This window comes from Actinoplanes sp. NPDC026623 (assembly GCF_040638275.1).
Lineage (GTDB): Bacteria > Actinomycetota > Actinomycetes > Mycobacteriales > Micromonosporaceae > Actinoplanes.
Window position 1 is genome coordinate 1 of sequence record NZ_JBEZXZ010000090.1, and the last position, 17,803, is coordinate 17,803.

16 protein-coding genes are annotated in these 17,803 nt (G+C 72.9%); 10 read left to right on the top strand and 6 right to left on the bottom strand.

Features of this window, described 5'->3' with window-relative positions:
• The 3 genes from AB0F10_RS24720 to AB0F10_RS24730 form a co-directional block, all read right to left on the bottom strand.
• A partial coding sequence (locus AB0F10_RS24720; RefSeq protein ID WP_360629415.1) for a CYTH and CHAD domain-containing protein occupies positions 1-1,086 on the bottom strand: 1,086 nt, incomplete at its 3' end.
• Positions 1,087-1,360: 274 nt separating this feature from the next.
• The gene (locus AB0F10_RS24725; RefSeq protein ID WP_360629418.1) at positions 1,361-1,684 is read right to left on the bottom strand and encodes a hypothetical protein; all 324 of its coding nucleotides are present in this window, start codon (positions 1,682-1,684) and stop codon (positions 1,361-1,363) included.
• A 104-nt stretch (positions 1,685-1,788) separates the two neighbouring features.
• Positions 1,789-2,202 carry an HIT family protein gene (locus AB0F10_RS24730; protein ID WP_360629421.1) on the bottom strand — a complete coding sequence of 138 codons (414 nt, stop codon included), beginning with the start codon at positions 2,200-2,202 and terminating at the stop codon, positions 1,789-1,791.
• A 24-nt stretch (positions 2,203-2,226) separates the two neighbouring features.
• On the opposite strand from AB0F10_RS24730, the gene AB0F10_RS24735 reads away from it, so the two are divergent.
• The 3 genes from AB0F10_RS24735 to ilvA are packed head-to-tail and all read left to right on the top strand — an operon-like array spanning position 2,227 to position 6,049.
• Complete coding sequence (locus tag AB0F10_RS24735; protein WP_360629424.1) at positions 2,227-3,378, top strand: cystathionine gamma-synthase; 1,152 nt, start codon at positions 2,227-2,229, stop codon at positions 3,376-3,378.
• A gap of 22 nt (positions 3,379-3,400) precedes the next feature.
• Positions 3,401-4,768 carry an amidase family protein gene (locus AB0F10_RS24740; RefSeq protein ID WP_360629427.1) on the top strand — a complete coding sequence of 456 codons (1,368 nt, stop codon included), beginning with the start codon at positions 3,401-3,403 and terminating at the stop codon, positions 4,766-4,768.
• A gap of 57 nt (positions 4,769-4,825) precedes the next feature.
• Entirely contained in the window at positions 4,826-6,049 is a 1,224-nt protein-coding gene (gene ilvA, locus AB0F10_RS24745) for a threonine ammonia-lyase (protein WP_360629430.1), read from the top strand.
• A 42-nt stretch (positions 6,050-6,091) separates the two neighbouring features.
• On the opposite strand, the gene greA is transcribed toward ilvA, so the two are convergent.
• A complete protein-coding gene (gene greA / locus AB0F10_RS24750; protein ID WP_360629433.1) occupies positions 6,092-6,586 on the bottom strand; it encodes a transcription elongation factor GreA in 495 nt (164 codons plus the stop codon).
• Positions 6,587-6,695: 109 nt separating this feature from the next.
• Positions 6,696-7,115, bottom strand: a complete 420-nt coding sequence (locus tag AB0F10_RS24755) for a DUF4307 domain-containing protein (RefSeq protein WP_360629436.1) — start codon at positions 7,113-7,115, stop codon at positions 6,696-6,698.
• A gap of 131 nt (positions 7,116-7,246) precedes the next feature.
• Between AB0F10_RS24755 and mca the strand changes: the two genes are divergently transcribed.
• The 3 genes from mca to AB0F10_RS24770 all read left to right on the top strand — a co-directional run bounded on the left by mca (position 7,247) and on the right by AB0F10_RS24770 (position 11,295).
• Complete coding sequence (gene mca / locus AB0F10_RS24760; RefSeq protein WP_360629482.1) at positions 7,247-8,107, top strand: mycothiol conjugate amidase Mca; 861 nt, start codon at positions 7,247-7,249, stop codon at positions 8,105-8,107.
• Between the two features lie 80 nt (positions 8,108-8,187).
• Entirely contained in the window at positions 8,188-8,481 is a 294-nt protein-coding gene (locus tag AB0F10_RS24765; RefSeq protein ID WP_360629485.1) for a hypothetical protein, read from the top strand.
• Between the two features lie 258 nt (positions 8,482-8,739).
• Complete coding sequence (locus tag AB0F10_RS24770) at positions 8,740-11,295, top strand: bifunctional diguanylate cyclase/phosphodiesterase (RefSeq protein WP_360629439.1); 2,556 nt, start codon at positions 8,740-8,742, stop codon at positions 11,293-11,295.
• Positions 11,296-11,363: 68 nt separating this feature from the next.
• Here AB0F10_RS24770 and AB0F10_RS24775 read toward each other — a convergent pair whose 3' ends face one another.
• On the bottom strand, positions 11,364-12,899 hold the full coding sequence (locus AB0F10_RS24775; protein ID WP_360629442.1) for an MFS transporter: 1,536 nt from the start codon (positions 12,897-12,899) through the stop codon (positions 11,364-11,366).
• 104 nt (positions 12,900-13,003) lie between these two features.
• Between AB0F10_RS24775 and AB0F10_RS24780 the strand changes: the two genes are divergently transcribed.
• From AB0F10_RS24780 to purE, 4 genes are all read left to right on the top strand, one after another.
• Positions 13,004-13,750 carry a TetR/AcrR family transcriptional regulator C-terminal domain-containing protein gene (locus AB0F10_RS24780; protein WP_360629445.1) on the top strand — a complete coding sequence of 249 codons (747 nt, stop codon included), beginning with the start codon at positions 13,004-13,006 and terminating at the stop codon, positions 13,748-13,750.
• A gap of 166 nt (positions 13,751-13,916) precedes the next feature.
• Positions 13,917-15,905 (top strand): thioredoxin domain-containing protein, encoded by a 1,989-nt coding sequence (locus AB0F10_RS24785; protein WP_360629448.1) that lies wholly within the window; start codon positions 13,917-13,919, stop codon positions 15,903-15,905.
• A 212-nt stretch (positions 15,906-16,117) separates the two neighbouring features.
• Positions 16,118-17,308, top strand: coding sequence for a 5-(carboxyamino)imidazole ribonucleotide synthase (locus tag AB0F10_RS24790; RefSeq protein WP_360629451.1), 1,191 nt, complete (start codon positions 16,118-16,120; stop codon positions 17,306-17,308).
• Positions 17,305-17,802, top strand: coding sequence for a 5-(carboxyamino)imidazole ribonucleotide mutase (gene purE / locus AB0F10_RS24795; protein WP_360629454.1), 498 nt, complete (start codon positions 17,305-17,307; stop codon positions 17,800-17,802). Before AB0F10_RS24790 ends, purE begins: the two co-directional genes overlap by 4 nt.
• Position 17,803: the final 1 nt, after the last annotated feature.

Here is a 17,803-nt window from a genome sequence, read left to right on the forward strand (position 1 = left end):
GAGCAGCCGGTCGGCCTTGCGCAGCGCCTTGCCGGCCCGCCGCGGCGCGCCCGGGTCGTCCGGCTGCGGGTTGTCGACCAGCTCGTCCATCGCGTCGAGCAGGGCGAGATAGCGGTCGCTGTCCAGCGCCGCCACCAGCTCCTCCCGGCCGCGCGCGACGTCCGCGTCGAGGCGCTCGCGGATGCCCGCCGCCACCTCCGGGAACTCGCCCGCGACGGCCAGCAGCTTGTGGCCGAGCACCTGGCCGTCGCGGACGGCGCCGAGGCGGTCCGCGAGCCACTTCAGCTCGACCTTGAGCGTCGCCGCCCGCTCGGCGTCGAACGAGCCCTTGAAGGTCTTGAGCGTGCTGCGCAGCCGCCGGGTCGCCACCCGCATCTTGTGTACGGCCTCGGCGGCGCCCGCGCGTACCCCCGGGTCCTCGTTCTCGACGGCCTCGCGCTGCTCCCGGGCGTACCGGAGCACGGGGTTGATCTTCTTGTCGCCTTGCGGCGGTGCCGCGAGGCGGTCGCCGAGCGCGCGGGCCAGCTTCGACGGTCCGGTCGCCGCGGTGGCGCCGGCGGCGAACAGCAGGGCTTCGACGGCGTCGAGCACCTCCGGGCCGCCGTCGACCAGCTCGACCTCGACCTCCTGCCAGCGCTGCTCGCCGTCGTCGGTCTCCGCGCAGACCTCGTCCTGGGCGACGAGCGCCAGGGTGCGGTCGTCGGCGTCGCGCAGCGGCGTCTCCACCCGGTGCGTCCGCAGCCGGGCGACGCGCCGCAGCGTCCGGGTCCGCACGATCGTGCGGACCTCGGCGACCAGTTCGGCGGGCACGTCGTCGCCGTCGGTCAGCGGCATCCGGTGTTCGGTGCGGCTCGAGCCCTCGCCGGGGGTCTTGAGGTGCCAGCCGGCGTCCTCGCCCCCGGTGCGCCGGCGCAGGGTGTGCCGGTTGCGGGCGAGCCGCAGATCCTCGGTGTCGAAGTAGGTCGCGTCGAGATCGTGGGTCCCGGCTTCGCCGTGCCGGAGGACCCCGGCGGCGCCGGCGAGCGGCGGCAGCGAGAAACCGGCGGGGACGTCGTACTTGCGTTCGGTTTCGGTCGCCGTCTGCATACCTCTCAATATGCCCGGTGGGGCGGGGGCTCAGCCATCTCTCAGCGAAACGGGAGAGCGCGATCGTCCGGTTTCGGCCGTTGAATTCCCAGGTCATTCGGTGCCTTGATTCAGCGGTTTCCCAGAAACCCGGCCCACACTGGACCCAGGCCCCTGGTGGATCCGGCGCTCGTCCCCCGTGCGAGCGCCGGGTCCGGCAGGCCTGACGAGAGCGCCGCTCCGACCGCCGCCCCGGTCGGGGTGGCGCTCTTTCTCTCCTCGGTACGCCGGACCGTCAGGCCGCCGCCTCGTCGCAGTTGCGCAGATACTGGGCCCGCGAGTAGTGCGCCGCGGCGGCGCCGTAATACATCGTCGCGAGCGTGACGTGGAAGCTGTTGTCGGTGAGGGCGTTCTTCGAGTTGGCCGTCTCCGACCAGCGGATCGCCGCGTCCGAGGAGCTGATGCCGCGCTGGGCGCAGCGCTGGCGGTACAGCTCCTTGCCGAGCCGCCAGGTCTCGAGCGCGCTCTCGGCCTGCTTCATCATCGCCCGGGCGGTCTCGGTGAGCGCCTCGGCCAGAGCCCAGGCCGCCCGTTCCTCCTCGTTGTTGAACCTGGGCATGATGTACCTCCCGGGCCGGCCTCCTGATGTGTCCTCTTGTTCAGTGTGTGATCAACGTCGGTGCCTGTCGATCTTTTACACCCGCAAGAAGGACGCCGGGCGGCTCAGCCCAGCGCGGCGGCGATCCGGTCGGCGTACGACCGGGCCTCGGCGTCGGAGTCGTAGGTGTGCCGGGGCCAGAAGAAGCCGCGCAGGCCGTCGCCCTTCGTCCGGGGCACGACGTGCGCGTGCAGATGCGGCACCGACTGCGACACGACGTTGTTCATCGCCACGAACGTGCCCTGCGCGCCGAGGGCCACCGGCACAGCGGCCGCCACCCGCTGCACCAGCGCGAAGAATCCGGGCAGCATCTCGCCGGGCAGATCGCTCAGCTGCGCGACGTGCGCGCGCGGCACCACCAGCACGTGGCCCTTGAAGACCGGCCGGATGTCGAGGAAGCCGACGCCGTCGGCCGAGTCGACGACTTTGAACGCGGGAACCGTGTCCGCCACAATCGGGCAGAAGAGGCAGCCGGGCATCTGGGCAGACTAGCCTTGCGATTCATGACGGGTAACACGTACGGCTTCGACACTCTTGCCATCCACGCCGGGCAGGATCCCGACCCACGGACCGGGGCCGTCGTGCCCCCGATCTACCAGACCAGCACCTATGCGCAGGACGCCGTCGGCTCACCCCGGCTCGGCTACGAGTACAGCCGCTCGGGGAACCCGACCCGCGACGCCCTGCAGGAGTGCCTCGCCGCGATCGAGGGCGGCCGCCGTGGCCTCGCCTTCGCCAGTGGGCTCGCGGCGGAGGACACGCTGCTGCGCACCGTGTGCCGGCCCGGCGACCACGTGGTGATCCCGGACGACGCCTACGGCGGCACCTACCGGCTCTTCGCCAAGGTCGCCGCGAACTGGGGCGTGGACTGGACCGCGGTGCCGCTGAACGACCTGGACAAGGTCCGTGCCGCGTTCCGCCCCGGGCACACGCGGCTGATCTGGGCCGAGACCCCGACCAACCCGCTGCTGAACATCGCCGACATCGCGGCCCTCGCCGGGCTCGCACACGAGTACGACGCGCTGCTGGCCGTCGACAACACGTTCGCCTCGCCGTACCTGCAGCAGCCGATCGGCCTCGGCGCCGACGTCGTCATCCACTCGACGACCAAGTACATCGGCGGGCACTCGGACGTGGTCGGCGGCGCGCTGATCGCGGCCGACGACGGCCTCGGCGACGAGCTCGCCTTCCACCAGAACGCGATGGGCGCGATCAACGGCCCGTTCGACGCCTGGCTGACGCTGCGCGGCATCAAGACCCTCGGCGTACGCATGGATCGGCACTGCGACAACGCCGAGCGCATCGTCGCCTACCTGGCGGACCACCGCGCGGTCGGCCAGGTGCTCTACCCGGGGCTCGAGTCGCATCCCGGACACGAGACCGCCGCCAAGCAGATGTCGCGCTTCGGCGGCATGATCTCGTTCCGCGCGGCCGGCGGCGCTGAGCAGGCGATCAACATCTGCAACCGGACAAAGCTCTTCGTGCTCGCCGAGTCGCTGGGCGGCGTCGAATCGCTGATCGAGCACCCGGGACAGATGACGCATCTGTCCGCGGCGGGCTCACCGCTTGAAGTCCCCGCCGATCTCGTGCGACTGTCTGTCGGCATCGAAACCGTTGACGATCTGCTCGCGGATCTGGAGCAGGCGCTCGGCTAGGTCCTACAGACGGAGACGGGCCATGGACAACCTGGCGACCACTTGGGTGGGTGCCACGGCGAAGCAGATCTCGCGTGCGGTCCGGCGCGGTGACACGACCGCGACCCAGGTCGTCGCCGATCACCTCGAGCAGATCGCGATCTCCGATCCCGCGATCTCCGCGTTCCGGGTCGTGCGCGCCGGCGAGGCGATCGCCGAGGCCGAGAAGGTGGACGACCAGGAGGACCTGGCCAATCTGCCGCTCGCCGGCGTGCCCGTCGCGGTGAAGGAGAACACGCCGGTCGCGGGCCTGCCGACCTGGTACGGCTCGGCGGCGGCCCGCTCGGCCGTCGCCGAGAACGACCACGAGGTGGTGCGGCGGCTGCGCGGCGCCGGCGCGGTGGTGGTCGGCGTCACCCGGATGCCCGAGATGGGCCTCTGGGCGACCACCGACGGCCCGGACGGGCCCACCCGCAACCCCTGGTCGCTCGACCGCACGCCCGGCGGCTCTTCGGGCGGCTCGGCCGCGGCGGTCGCCGCCGGCCTGGTCCCCATCGCGCACGGCAACGACGGTCTCGGCTCGGTGCGCATCCCGGCGGCGTGCTGCGGGCTGGTCGGGCTCAAGCCCGGCCGCGGCGTGGTGCCGTGCGATCTCGGCGTCGACGGCTGGCTCGGCCTGGTCGAGAACGGCATCCTGGCCACCACGGTGGCCGACGCCACGCTCGGCTTCAGCGTGATGGCCGGGCGGGCACCGGCGAAGCTCGTGCAGCCGGACCGGCTGCGGGTCGGCGTCTCGCTGCGCTCGCCGGTCGCCGGCATCCGGCCGGACGAGCCCAACCGGGACGCCGTCGCCACGGCGGCGAAGCTGCTCGTCGCGGCCGGGCACGACACGGTCACCGCCGATCCGGCGTACTCGACCGGCACCGGGCTGACCGGGCTGGCCACCTGGTTCGCCTGCGCGTTCCGGGAGGCGCAGGCGTCGGGCCTGGACGTGAAGACGCTGCAGCCGCGCACCCGCCGGCACATCCGGCTGGGCCGGCTCATGTGGAAGCGGGGCTGGGCGAAGCAGGCGCCGCGCGACGCCTGGCGCGAGAAGAGCATCCGGTTCTTCGCGGACCACAACATCGACGTGCTGCTCACCCCCGCGCTGGCGGCCACGCCGCCGGCCGCGGACGGCCACGCCACCGGAAGCTGGCACCGCAACATGCGGGTCAACCTGCGGTACGCGCCCTACGCCGCGCCCTGGAACATCGCCGGCCTGCCCGGGATCGTCGTCCCGGTCGGGCTGCGCCCCGACGGGCTGCCGGTCGGCGTGCAACTGGTGGGCCCGCCGGACTCGGAGTTGCTGCTGCTCGCGATCGCCGGGCAGTTCGAGGTGGCGAACCCGTGGCCTCGTCACGCCTTCGTCTGACGGTGATGGCACCATCAACGACATGAGCGACCGCACTGCAACGAGGCAGGGGCCGGCATGAACGAGTTGCTGGAGCTGGCCGACATCGAGGCCGCCAGGGCCCTGCTCACGGGGATCGTGAAGACCACCCCGCTCGAGTACTCCATGCCGCTGTCCCGGAGCCTGGGCGTGCCGATCTGGCTCAAGTGCGAAAACCAGCAGCGCGCGGGCTCCTACAAGGTGCGCGGCGCCTACACCCGGATCTCCCGGCTCACCGACGCCGAGCGCGCCCGGGGCGTGGTCGCCGCGAGCGCGGGAAACCACGCGCAGGGCGTGGCCCTGGCGGCGGGCATCCTGGGCGCGAGGTCCACGGTCTTCATGCCGGAGGGTGCGCCGCTGCCCAAGGTCTCGGCCACCAAGGGCTACGGCGCCTCGATCGAGTACGCGGGCACCACCGTCGACGACTCGCTCGCCGCGGCCCGGGAGTTCGCCGCGGCGACCGGGGCGATCCTGATCCACCCCTTCGACCACCCGGACGTCATCGCCGGGCAGGGCACCGTGGGGCTGGAGATCGTCGAGCAGTGCCCCGAGGTGGGCACGATCGTGACCGCGGTCGGCGGCGGCGGGCTGATCTCCGGGGTCGCGGTCGCGGCCAGGGCGCTGCGGCCGGACATCCGGATCATCGGCGTGCAGGCCGTCGGCGCCGCCTCCTATCCGCCCTCGCTGGCGGCGGGGGAGCCGCGGACGCTCGACCGGTCGGCCACGATCGCCGACGGCATCGCGGTCATGCGCCCGGGCGTGCTCAACTTCGCCCACGTCAGCAAGCTCGTCGACGACGTGGTCACGGTCACCGACGAGGACCTGTCGGCGGCGCTGCTGGTGCTGCTGGAGCGGCACAAGATGGTGGTCGAGCCGGCCGGCGGCGCGGCGGTGGCGGCCCTGCTCACCGGCAAGGTCGACCTGAAGCCGCCGGTCGTGGCGATCCTCTCCGGTGGCAACATCGACCCGATGCTGCTGCTGCGGGTGATCGAGCACGGCCTGGTCTCGGCGGGCCGCTTCCTGCGGCTCTCGGTGCGTACCGGGGACAAGCCCGGCGAGCTGGCCCGGCTGCTCGCGGAGATCGCGGAGCAGCGGGCCAACATCGTCGACGTGGCGCACTCGCGGCAGAACCCGCGGCTGAGCTTCGGCGAGGTCGAGGTGCAGCTGTCGGTGGAGACCCGGGGCCCGGACCACTCGGCGGCGCTGATCGGCGCCCTGCGCAGCTCGGATTACACCGTCACGTTGCTGTCCGGCGCGCTCTGATCCCCGGCCGCCCTGGCGGCCGGGGATCAGAGCCTGCGCTGATCAGGCCCCGAACGGGGCGAATTCGACCACCGTGACCTTGATGTCGGCACCGCTGGGCGCGGTGTAGGTGACGGTCTGGCCGGAGCCGGCGCCGAGGATCGCCTTGCCGAGCGCCGACTCGGGGCTGTAAACCGTGTAGTCGGTGGTGGCGGCGATCTCGCGGGAGCCGAGCAGGAACGTCTCGGTGTCGGACTTGTCGTCGTCGAAGTAGATCGTGACGACGGTCCCGGGCGCGACGGCGTCGGCGCTGGGCGCGTCGCCGACCTCGGCCTTGCGCAGGAACTCCTTCAAGTAGAGGATCCGGCCCTCCTGCTTGCCCTGCTCCTCGCGTGCCGCGTGGTATCCGCCGTTCTCACGGAGGTCGCCCTCCTCGCGGCGGGCGTTGATCTCGGCGGCAACGGCCGGCCGGGCTGCGATCAACTCGTCGAGCTCGGCCTGCAGCCGGTCGTAAGCGTCCTGGGAGAGCCAGGTCTTCGACGCCTCTGAACTGCTCACAGACTCTTCTCCTTGGGGCGAACAGGCGTACGGAGCGAATCACCTAGCTTACCAGCGGTGCGCACGGTGCCCGGAGAGGCGAATATCGCCCACGTTCGGGACCTGCCGCTCAGCCCGCCGCCGCGCAGCGCAGGACCTCGCCGACGGCGGCCCTGGCCGTGGTCGGCACGGTCTCGCGCGCGTCGATGGCCCGTTCCGAGCCCTCGGCGGTGACCGTCACCGTGGCCCGGCCCACCTCGGCGCCGTCGTAACTGCGCGCCCGCAGGCCGCACGTCGCCGAGCCGCCGGGCGGGACCCGGACGGTGAACCGGATCGTCATCCGCGAGTCGGTCACGTCGGACCAGCCGACGATCTGGGAGTCGTAGTCCGGATCGCCGTAGTTGTCGTAGAGGCGGAGGGCGAGGAATCCGATCGTGACCGAGACCACCACGGCGAACGCGATGGGCGCGAACAACCGGCGGCGCCCGTCGCGGCGCCGCCCGTAGCGGCCCGGCGGGAATACCGGCGTTGTGGCGCGCGTCTCGCTCACCAGGGGGCCTCTCCTGCCAAAGTTGTCGGTGCGATCGGCCAGAATGGCGGGGGTCCATCATCGCAGCAGGCACCGGGGTCCCTGAAGAGGCCTGGTCGAGGGAGACATCAGTGGCTGAGCAGTTGCGTCTCATGGCGGTGCACGCGCACCCCGACGACGAGTCCAGCAAGGGCGCGGCCACCATGGCCCGCTACGTCGCCGAGGGCGTCGAGGTCCTGGTCGCGACGTGCACGGGCGGTGAGCGCGGCAGCGTGCTCAACCCGAAGATGGACCGCCCCGAGGTGCTCGCCGACATCACCAACATCCGCCGCGCCGAGATGGACCGGGCGCGCGAGATCCTCGGCGTCGAGCAGGCCTGGCTGGGCTTCGTCGACTCGGGCCTGCCCGAGGGCGACCCGCTGCCGCCGCTGCCCGAGGGCTGTTTCGGCCTGGTCGACCCGGCCGAGGGCGCGATCCCGCTGATCAAGCTCATCCGCGAGTTCCGGCCGCACGTCATGACGACCTATGACGAGAACGGCGGCTACCCGCACCCCGACCACATCATGTGCCACAACATCTCCGTGGTGGCCTTCGACGCGGCCGGCGACCCCGAGCGCCACCCCGAGCTCGGCGAGCCGTGGCAGCCGCTGAAGCTCTACTACAACTCGGGCTGGACCCGGGCGCGGATGCTGGCGCTGCACGAGGCCATGCTCGCGGCCGGCCTCGAGTCGCCCTACGCCGAGTGGCTGAACAAGTGGGAGGACCGCCAGGACCGCGGCGACAAGATCACCACCCGGGTCGAGTGCGGTGAGTACTTCGAGGTGCGCGACGACGCGCTGCGCGCCCACGCCACCCAGGTCGACCCCGACGGCTTCTGGTTCCACGTGCCGATGGATCTCCAGCAGAAGGTGTGGCCGACGGAGGACTTCGAACTGGTCCGCTCGCTGGTCGACAGCCCGATCCCGGAGTCCGACCTGTTCGCGGGCATCCGGGAGCCGGCCGAAACGCACTAGGGCGTACCGTGAGCGGTGTGAACCTCGTGGTGGCGGTCAACAACTTCGGTGACACCCGATCGGGCGGCCTGGCCGGCCCGATGGGGCTGTTCATCATCGTGCTGATGGTCATCGGCACAGTTCTGCTGATCCGCAACATGAACAAGCACTTGCGTCGGCTACCCGACAGTTTCGCGGATCCGAACGCCGACCGGCGTGCGGCCGAGATCACCCGGCTCAATGCCGATCTTGAGCTCCCGGACGCCACCCCGGGCGAGGTCGGCTCGGGTCCGGCTGCCTCTGATGTGGAGAATGTGCCCGCGGAAGCCGAGGTCAAGGGCGCGGAGTCGGGCGATTCACCGCGCGTGACCGGCGGTCGCGGCGAGTCCGCCTAACCGCGCCGGGCCGAATTCCACTTTGTCAAGAGCGAAGTTCGGCCGGAGCGCCCGCCCCGTCCCGGATGGAGCATCGACTGTGCTCATCCGTCAACCCCTGTTGCGTTCTGCCGGATTGGCTTAGCCTTCCGCCGGGGGCTTTCACGTCCCTCCACCCTGCGCGGAAAGGGGGCCGACGATGACCATCCTCCGCCTCCCACTTCCTCCACTGCAGATGCACGTGCATTCGCCTGTGCCGCTGGTCAGCGGGGGGCTGGCATGACCGTCCACCCCGTTCCCGCCGCCGAACCGCGGCGCGAGCGACCCCCCGGGAAGGCCGGCCAGCTGTCGCGACCCAAGGCCGGTCGGGTCCTTACACAGATCATCGTCGCCGCGGCCGTCGCTGCCGCCGTCCTCGGCATGTTCATCCCCCTGCCGCGGCCCGCGATCGTGTCGCTCTCGCCCGCCGGCGGCGTCGGCGTCGCCGCCCTGCTGGTCGCCGCCGCCCAACTCGCCCGGCTGCGGGTCCGGATCGGCCGCGGCACCGTCAGCATCTCCTGGGACGAGACCGCGTTCATCCTCGGCTTCGCCCTCGCCCCACCCGGCTGGCTGCCCGCCGCGACCCTGGTCGGCGCCGCCGGCGCCTGGCTGCTCATCACCTGGCTCAACGACCAGCGGGTCGTCGCGGACCTCGCACACCTCGCCGCGTCCGTGAGCCTCGGCGCCGCCGGGGCCACCGCGGTCACCTACGCGATCACCGGCCCCACCGCGCCGGTCGACAGCACCCGGACGCAGGTCGGCCTCATCGCCGGCGCGTCCGTCTACCTGGTGATCACGCTCGGCCTGGCCGTGCTGAGTCTCTCGCTGCACCGAGACGCGCCACCCACGCAGATCGCCGTCCGGGCCCTGCACGCCAAGCTGCCCATGTTCGTCGGCAACGTGCTGGTCGGCCTCCTGACGCTCTTCGCCCTGGCCAACGCGCCGATCTGGCTGCTCGCGCTGCCGCCCTCGCTGTGGCTGCTCCAGCGCACCTACCGCTACCACCTGCGCGCCGAGGAGGAGCGCCGGACCTGGGAGGCGTTCGCCCGCGCCACCCGGACGCTCGGCGGCTTCTCCGAGCGCGCCGTCGCCGCGGCGGGCATGCGGGGCGCCCTCGACGTCTTCGGCGCCCGCCGGGTGGAGATCGAGGTGCTGCAGGCGCGCGGCGCCAGCCCTCGCCGGTACGCGGCCGACGGCGCGCCGCAGGAGCAGACCCCGGGCGCCCTGCCCGGCCCGGTGATCACCCGCGAGATGACGGTCGGCGGCGCCCGGGTCGGCGTGCTCACCGTGTGGCTCCCCGAGCCGACGCTGCCGGTGGCCCGCGACGAACTCGCCGTCTCCGCGTACGGGGACGCGCTCGCCGGGGCGCTGCACGATGCGGCCGCACACGAACGGCTGGCCCGGCTCGAGGCCAAGGTCGCGCACGACGGCGTGCACGACCCGCTGACCGGCCTCGCGAACAGGTCCGCGCTGATCGCGGACGGCGACGCGATGCTGCAGTCGTTCCACCGCGACCGGCAGGTGGCGCTGCTGCTGCTCGACCTCAACGAGTTCCGCGAGGTCAACGGCACCCTCGGCCACCAGGCCGGCGACGCCATGCTGTGCACGGTCGCCGAACGCCTGACCGACCTGGCCCGCGAGCACGACGTGGTGGCCCGCCTCGGCGACGACGAGTTCGCGATCCTGCTGCCCACCGTCGCCACCCTCGCCGACTCGGCGACGCCGCTGCACGAGGTGCCCAGCGCGCTGCCCCGGGCCGTACGCCGGGCGACCGAGGTGATCGACCGCCTGGGCCTGCCGATGGAGGTCGGCGGCGTCCGGCTGGTCAGCGAGGTCGCGGTCGGCGTGGCGGTGTCCCAGGCGGGCTGCATGGACCTGGCCGAGCTGATCCGGCGCGCCGGCATCGCCCTCGATCAGGCCAAGCAACTGAAGGTCGGCGTGGCCGCGTACGACAGCGCCCGCGACGCCAGCAGCACCGACCACCTGGCGCTGACCGCCGAGCTGCACGATGCCCTGGCCGCCGACGACCAGCTCGTGCTCGTGCTGCAGCCCGAGGTCGACCTGGCGACGGGCGCGCCGACCGGCGTCGAGGCGCTGATCCGCTGGCGGCATCCCCGCCGGGGGATGCTGAGCCCCAACGACTTCATCGACACCGCCGAGCACGGCGAGCTGCTCGGCCCGTTCACCCGCTACGTGCTCGATCGCGCGCTGGCCGCGGCCGCCGAGTGGACCGGCCAGGGCCTGGACCTCCCCGTCTCGGTCAACGTGTCGGCGCGCAGCCTGCTCGACTCGACGTTTCCCAACCAGGTCGCGGACGCGCTGCGCCGGCACCGGCTGGGCGCCGGCCAGCTGGTTCTGGAGATCACCGAGTCGGTGGCGGTCAGCGAGCAGGAGGTCGTGGACGAGGTGATCGGCGCGCTGCGCGCCCTCGGCGTACAGATCTCGGTCGACGACTTCGGCACCGGCTTCTCGTCGCTGTCCATCGTGACCCGGGTGACCGTCGACGAGCTGAAGGTGGACCGCTCCTTCGTGACCGGCATGATCGACTCGCCGGCCGCTGCCGCGGTGGTCCGCGGCGCGGTCGAACTGGGCGCCAGGCTGGGTGCCCGGGTCGTCGCCGAGGGCGTGGAGACGACGGACCAGCGGGCGGCGCTGCTGGCGCTGGGCTGCACCTCGGCGCAGGGCTACCACTTCAGCCGGCCCCTCCCGGCGGACAAGATCGTCGCCGCGCTCCACCAGCTGGCGCAGGCCGCCCCGGCGAAGATCCTTCCGCTCCGCGCCGACGGAGCCTCCTGACCCGATCCGGGATCGGCCGGGGACTCTGATGCCCAGGGTGCGAGGCCGGCGCTGGACGCTCGGCGCGTTCAGGCGGCGACCTCGTCCGGGGTGCGGATTGGGACGTTCCCCGGCTCGGCGGCCGGCCGGCCGCGCAGGAGGGTCAGCGCGACCACCGCGGCGAGCAGCATGATTCCGGCGGTCGCCCCCGCGACGGCGTGGATGTCGGCGACGAACGCCTCCCGGGCGGCGCCGAGCAGGTGTCCGGCCGCCGGTTCCGGCAGGTGTGCGGCCGTTGCGACGGCGCCGCCGAGGGTCTCGCGGGCCGCGGCCGGCAGGTGGTCGTCGAGGCGGGACCGGTACACCGCCGTGCCGATGCTGCCCAGGATCGCGATGCCGAGCGCCCCGCCGAACTCCGACGCGGTCTCCATCAGCGCCGACGACGCTCCGGCGCGCTCCGGCGGTACGGCGCCGATGGCCAGTTCGGTGGCGGTCGACAGCACCACGACCAGGCCGGCCGCGTAGATTCCCGCGCCGGCCAGCAGGACCCACAGCCCGGACTCGGCCGGGACGGTGGTGAGCAGCACGAAACCGCAGCCGGCGGCCACGAATCCGGCGGCGGTGATCCTCGCCCGGTCCACGCCGCGCCGGGCCAGCGCGGCCGCCAGCGGCGCGGCCGCACCGACCCCGGCGGTCGGCACCAGGCTCCACAGTGCACCCTCGAGCGGGCTCATCCCCAGCACCAGTTGCAGGTACTGGGTGGAGAAGATCGCGAAGCCGGCCAGCGCGAACGTGCCGAGCAGGCTCACCGCGACCGAGCCGGCGAACGCCGGGCGGCGCAGGATGGCCAGGTCGAGCATCGGGTCCGGGCGGCGCCGCTGGTGGCGGACGAACGCCACCACGATCAGCAGGCCCGCGGCGATGGCCATGAGCCGGGCGGTGCCGGCGCCGTGCGCGGCGATCTCCTTGATGCCCCAGATGGCCGGCAGGACGGCGGCGATCGACAGCACGGCGCCGGCGAAGTCGAACCGGCCGCTCACCGGGTTGCGGTGCTCGGGCAGCAGGAACGGCGCCAGGGCGAGCAGCAGGACCATCGCCGGGATGTTGATCAGGAACACCGAACCCCACCAGAAGTGCTCCACCAGCGCGCCGCTGACGATCGGCCCGAGCGCGATGCCCGAGGCCATGACGGCGGTCCAGACGGCGATCGCGGTGCCGCGCTGCTTCTCGTCGTGGAACATGTTGCGGACCAGCGCGAGCGTCGAGGGCATCAGTGTGGCGCCGGCGACGCCGAGGATCGCCCGGGCGGCGATGAGCGTCGGGGCGGTGTCCGAGTACGCCGCCAGGGCGGAGGCCGCGCTGAACCCGACCGCGCCGATCATGAGCAGCCGGCGCCGGCCGACCCGGTCGCCGAGCGCGCCCATCGTGATCAGGAAGCCGGCCAGCACGAAGCCGTAGATGTCGAAGATCCACAGCTGCTCGGTGCTGCTCGGCGCCAGGTCGCGGCTGATGAACGGAACGGTGAAGTAGAGCACCGAGACGTCCATCGAGACCAGCAGCAGCGGCAGGATCAGCACGATCAGCCCGGCCCATTCACGCCGCCCGGCTCTCCGCGTTTCATGCATGGTGTCTCCCCTGTGATCGCTCTTCTGCGTATGCCATACGCGTTACTGCTTATGGTATACGCGGTAATAGGATGTCGGTCAAGACCGAAGGAGAAGCCGCCTCGATGACCGAGACCAACCCCGTGCCCCCGGTGCTGCAAGCGGCCTGGGGGATGCGCGAGAAGGCCACCAAGGGCCCCAAGCCGACGCTGAGCGTCGACCGGATCGTGGCGGCGGCCATCGCGGTGGCCCGCGCCGACGGCTTCCCCGCGGTCTCGATGAGCCGGGTCGCCGGCGAGCTGAACACCTCGGCGATGTCGCTCTACCGCTACGTCGCCAGCAAGGACGAGCTCGCGGTGCTGATGATGGAGGCGGCGGCCGGCGACCCGCCGGCGCCACGGACGGCCGGCGAGACCTGGCGGGCCGCGGCCGAGCGCTGGGCGTACGGAATGTTCGCCCTGCTCGGCGACGAGCCGTGGTTCCTTCAGGTGCCGGTCGCCGGGCCCCCGGCCACCCCGCGCCAGCTGGCCTGGATGGAGACCGGCCTGGCCGCGCTGGACGGCACCACGCTGGCCGAGGCGGAGAAGCTGTCGTTGCTGCTGCTGGTCAACGGCTACGTCCGCCACGAGGCGCTGCTGCGCGGCCAGATGACCGAGGCGGCCCGCGCCAACGGGCAGACCGTCGACGCGGTGATCGCGGAATTCGGCGGCCTGATGCGGCACCTGGTGCGGGCCGACCGGTTCCCCCTGCTGCGCCGCGCCATCGACGCCGGTGCGATGGACACGCCGAACGACCCCGAGGCCGACTTCACCTTCGGCCTGGCCCGGATCCTCGACGGCGTCGACGCGTTCATCGCACACCGCCCGGCATAGCCCCGGGCGCGGGCCGCGCCGGCCGGATCCGGGCCGCCGGGAAGCGCAAAGTCCCTGGTGGGCGAACCGCGCCGGGCAACGGGCCACACCCGAACTCGTGTGTCAGACTCGGGTGTCGCGGGACGATCCGTGACACACCCGAGTGTCAAGGTCAGGAGTGGCAGGGATGGCCAACCGCCTCGCCGACGCGACGTCGCCCTATCTGTTGCAGCACAAGGAAAACCCGGTCGACTGGTGGCCCTGGTGCGACGAGGCGTTCGCCGAGGCGCGCAAGCGCGACGTGCCCGTGCTGATCTCGGTCGGGTACGCGGCCTGCCACTGGTGCCACGTGATGGCGCACGAGTCCTTCGAGGACGAGGCCGTCGCCAAGCTGATCAACAAGGGCTTCGTCGCCATCAAGGTCGACCGCGAGGAGCGTCCCGACGTCGACGCCGTCTACATGACCGCCACCCAGGCCATGACCGGCCAGGGCGGCTGGCCGATGACCGTCTTCGCGACCCCCGACGGCGAACCGTTCTTCTGCGGCACCTACTTTCCCAAGGCCGGCTTCACCGGGCTGCTCGGGTCCGTGACGACGGCGTGGCGCGACCAGCGCGACGAGGTGATCACCCAGGGCTCCGCGGTGGTGCAGGCGATCGGCAGCGCCCAACTGGTCGGCGGCCCGACCGCCGCGATCTCGGCGGAGCTGCTGGACGCCGCGGCGGCCCGGCTCGCCGAGGAACACGACCCGGCGTACGGGGGCTTCGGCGGCGCCCCGAAGTTCCCGCCGCACATGGACCTGCTGTTCCTGTTGCGCCACCACCAGCGCACCGGCGCGGAGAACGACCTGGAGATCGTCCGGCACACGGCGGAGCAGATGGCCCGCGGCGGCATCTACGACCAACTGGCGGGCGGCTTCGCGCGCTACGCCGTCGACAACACGTGGACCGTGCCGCACTTCGAGAAGATGCTCTACGACAACGCCCTGCTGCTCCGCGTCTACACCCAGCTGTGGCGGCTCACCGGCGACGCGTTCGCCCGCCGCGTCGCCGAGGAGACCGCGGCGTTCCTGCTCCGCGACCTGGCCACGCCGGCGGGCGGGCTGGCGTCGGCCCTGGACGCCGACACCGACGGCACGGAGGGACTTACCTACGCCTGGACCCCGGCGCAGCTGAACGAGGCGCTGGGCGTGGAGGACGGCACCTGGGCGGCCGACCTGTTCCGGGTGACCACGAAGGGCACGTTCGAGCACGGCAGCAGCGTCCTGGTGCTGGCCCGCGACATCGACGCCGCGGATCCGGCGCTGGTCGCGCGCTGGCGGGACGTCCGGGCCCGGCTGCTGGCGGCCCGGGGCGGCCGCCCCCAGCCGGCCCGCGACGACAAGGTCGTGGCCTCCTGGAACGGCCTGGCGGTCACCGCGCTGGCGGAGTACGCCCAGCTCACCGGCGGCTCCGGCGACGAGGCCGTCGGGCTGGCCACGGTGCTGGCGGAGCGCCACATCGTGGACGGCCGGCTGCGCCGCGTCTCCCGCGACGGCGTGGTCGGCGCGCCCGCGGGGGTGCTTGAGGACTACGGCTGCGTGGCCGAGGCGTTCTGCGCGGTGCACCAGTTGACCGGCGACGGGCGGTGGCTGACCCTCGCGGGCGGGCTGCTCGACGTGGCGCTCGCGCACTTCGCGACCGGCTCCGGCGGCTTCTACGACACGGCGGACGACGCGGAACGGCTGGTGGCCCGCCCCGCCGACCCGACCGACAACGCGACCCCGTCGGGGCTCGCCGCGCTCTGCGCCGGGCTGGTCGGGTACGCGGCGCTGAGCGGCGAGACGCGGTACCGGGAGGCCGCGGACGCGGCGCTCGAGACGGCCGGGCCGCTGATCGAGGGCCACCCGCGGTTCGCCGGCTACTCGGCGGCGGTCGCGGAGGCGGCGCTCGCGGGCCCGTACGAGATCGCCGTCGCCACGCCGGACCGGGAGGGTGACCCGCTGGTCGCGGCGGCGCTCCGGCACGCGCCGCCGGGCACGGTCGTGGTGGCGGGCGAGCCGGGCCGCCCGGGCGTGCCGCTGCTGGCGGACCGGCCCCTCATCGACGGCGCCTCGGCGGCCTACGTCTGCCGGGGCTTCGTGTGCGACCGCCCGGCGACCTCGGTGGCGGAGCTACTGGCCCGCCTCTCCGCCTGACCACCCACCCTGCCGGGCCAGCCCCGCCTGCCCGCCGCCCGCCTGCCGCCTGCCCGTCGGCCGCCGCCGGTCGTCGGTCGATCCGCGTGCCGGGTCGGTCGGGTGCCCGGCGGCTGGGCGGCGTCGGCTTCGACGACCTGTGATCCGTCCGCGGCCGGGCAGTTCAGGCCGCTTTGTTCGGCGCGCCGGCGGCTCGTTAGGCTGGCGGCGAGATGGATACCCGAACCGGTCTGCCCGTAGTCGGCATGGTGGGCGGTGGCCAGCTGGCCCGGATGACCCACCAGGCCGCGATCGCCCTCGGCCAGTCGCTGCGCGTGCTCAGCGAGTCGCCCGACGACAGCGCCGCACTCGTCGCCGCCGACGTGCGCATCGGCACGCACACCGACCTGGCCGCGCTGCGCGAGTTCGCCAAGGGGTGTGACGCGGTCACCTTCGACCACGAGCACGTGCCCACCGGGCACATCGCCGCACTCGCCGCCGAGGGCGTCAAGATCTACCCCGGCGCATCCGCGATCCTGTACGCACAGGACAAGCGCCAGATGCGCGAACGCCTCAGCGCGCTCGGCGCGCCGGTGCCGCGCTGGCGGCCGGTGACCTCGGCCCGGGACATCGCCGACTTCGCCGCCGGCCTCGCCGGCGCCGACGAGGCCCCGGGCCCAGCGGCCGGAGCGGGCGGCTGGCCGGTCGTCGCCAAGGCGGTGCGCGGCGGCTACGACGGTCGCGGCGTGTGGATGCTGGACGATCTCGCCGCCGCCGAGGCGCTGGTCGCCACCGGCACCGACCTGATCGTCGAGGAGCGGGTGCCGCTGCGGCGCGAGCTGGCCGTGCTGGTCGCCCGGTCGCCGTTCGGGCAGGTCGCCGCCTATCCCGTCGTCGAGACCGTGCAGCGTGACGGCATCTGTGTCGAGGTGCTGGCGCCCGCGCCCGACCTGCCCGAGGCCCTGGCGGTCGGGGCGCAGCAGCTCGCCATCGACCTGGCCAACGCGCTCGGCGTCGTCGGGCTGCTGGCCGTCGAGCTCTTCGACACCGGCACCGGCGTCCTGGTCAACGAGCTGGCCATGCGCCCGCACAACTCCGGGCACTGGACGATCGAGGGCGCCCGCACCTCGCAGTTCGAGCAGCACCTGCGTGCCGTCCTCGACTACCCGATGGGCGAGACGTCGCTGACCGCGCCGGCCGTGGTGATGGCGAACGTGCTCGGCGGCGAGCCCGGCGGCATGTCGATCGACGAGCGGCTGCATCACCTCTTCGCCGCGGATCCGGGCGCCCGCGTGCACCTCTACGGCAAGCAGGTGCGGCCCGGCCGCAAGATCGGGCACGTGACCGTGCTCGGCGACGACATGGCGGAGGTGCGCGCGCGGGCCGTGCGCGCCGCCCGCTGGCTTCAGGAAGGCACGGAATGACACCGGTAGTCGGCGTGATCATGGGCAGCGACTCGGACTGGTCCACGATGGAGGCGGCGGCGGAGACCCTCGCCGAGTTCGAGGTGCCGTTCGAGGTCGGCGTCGTCTCGGCCCATCGCACGGTCAAGAAGATGGTCGACTACGCGACGTCCGCGGCCGACCGCGGCCTCAAGGTCATCATCACCGGCGCGGGCGGCGCGGCACACCTGCCGGGCATGGTCGCCTCGATGACGCCGCTGCCGGTCATCGGCGTGCCGGTGCCGTTGAAGTACCTGGACGGCATGGACTCGCTGCTGTCGATCGTGCAGATGCCGGCGGGCGTGCCGGTCGCGACGGTCTCGATCGGCGGCGCGCGCAACGCGGGCCTGCTGGCGGTCCGCATCCTGGCCGCCTCGGATCCGGTGCTGCTCAAGCGGATGCAGGAGTTCCAGGCCGGCCTCGAGCGGCTCGTCGCGGCCAAGGACGAAGCACTCCGGTCCCGCCTGCTTGCCTAGG

Coding starts and splice junctions, on each gene's coding strand:
- AB0F10_RS24725 (WP_360629418.1), bottom strand. CDS start 1,684: ATGCCCAGGTTCAACAACGAGGAGGAACGGGCGGCCTGGGCTCTGGCC.
- AB0F10_RS24730 (WP_360629421.1), bottom strand. CDS start 2,202: ATGCCCGGCTGCCTCTTCTGCCCGATTGTGGCGGACACGGTTCCCGCG.
- AB0F10_RS24735 (WP_360629424.1), top strand. CDS start 2,227: ATGACGGGTAACACGTACGGCTTCGACACTCTTGCCATCCACGCCGGG.
- AB0F10_RS24740 (WP_360629427.1), top strand. CDS start 3,401: ATGGACAACCTGGCGACCACTTGGGTGGGTGCCACGGCGAAGCAGATC.
- ilvA (WP_360629430.1), top strand. CDS start 4,826: ATGAACGAGTTGCTGGAGCTGGCCGACATCGAGGCCGCCAGGGCCCTG.
- mca (WP_360629482.1), top strand. CDS start 7,247: ATGGCGGTGCACGCGCACCCCGACGACGAGTCCAGCAAGGGCGCGGCC.
- AB0F10_RS24765 (WP_360629485.1), top strand. CDS start 8,188: ATGGGGCTGTTCATCATCGTGCTGATGGTCATCGGCACAGTTCTGCTG.
- AB0F10_RS24770 (WP_360629439.1), top strand. CDS start 8,740: ATGACCGTCCACCCCGTTCCCGCCGCCGAACCGCGGCGCGAGCGACCC.
- AB0F10_RS24775 (WP_360629442.1), bottom strand. CDS start 12,899: ATGCATGAAACGCGGAGAGCCGGGCGGCGTGAATGGGCCGGGCTGATC.
- AB0F10_RS24780 (WP_360629445.1), top strand. CDS start 13,004: ATGACCGAGACCAACCCCGTGCCCCCGGTGCTGCAAGCGGCCTGGGGG.
- AB0F10_RS24785 (WP_360629448.1), top strand. CDS start 13,917: ATGGCCAACCGCCTCGCCGACGCGACGTCGCCCTATCTGTTGCAGCAC.
- AB0F10_RS24790 (WP_360629451.1), top strand. CDS start 16,118: ATGGATACCCGAACCGGTCTGCCCGTAGTCGGCATGGTGGGCGGTGGC.
- purE (WP_360629454.1), top strand. CDS start 17,305: ATGACACCGGTAGTCGGCGTGATCATGGGCAGCGACTCGGACTGGTCC.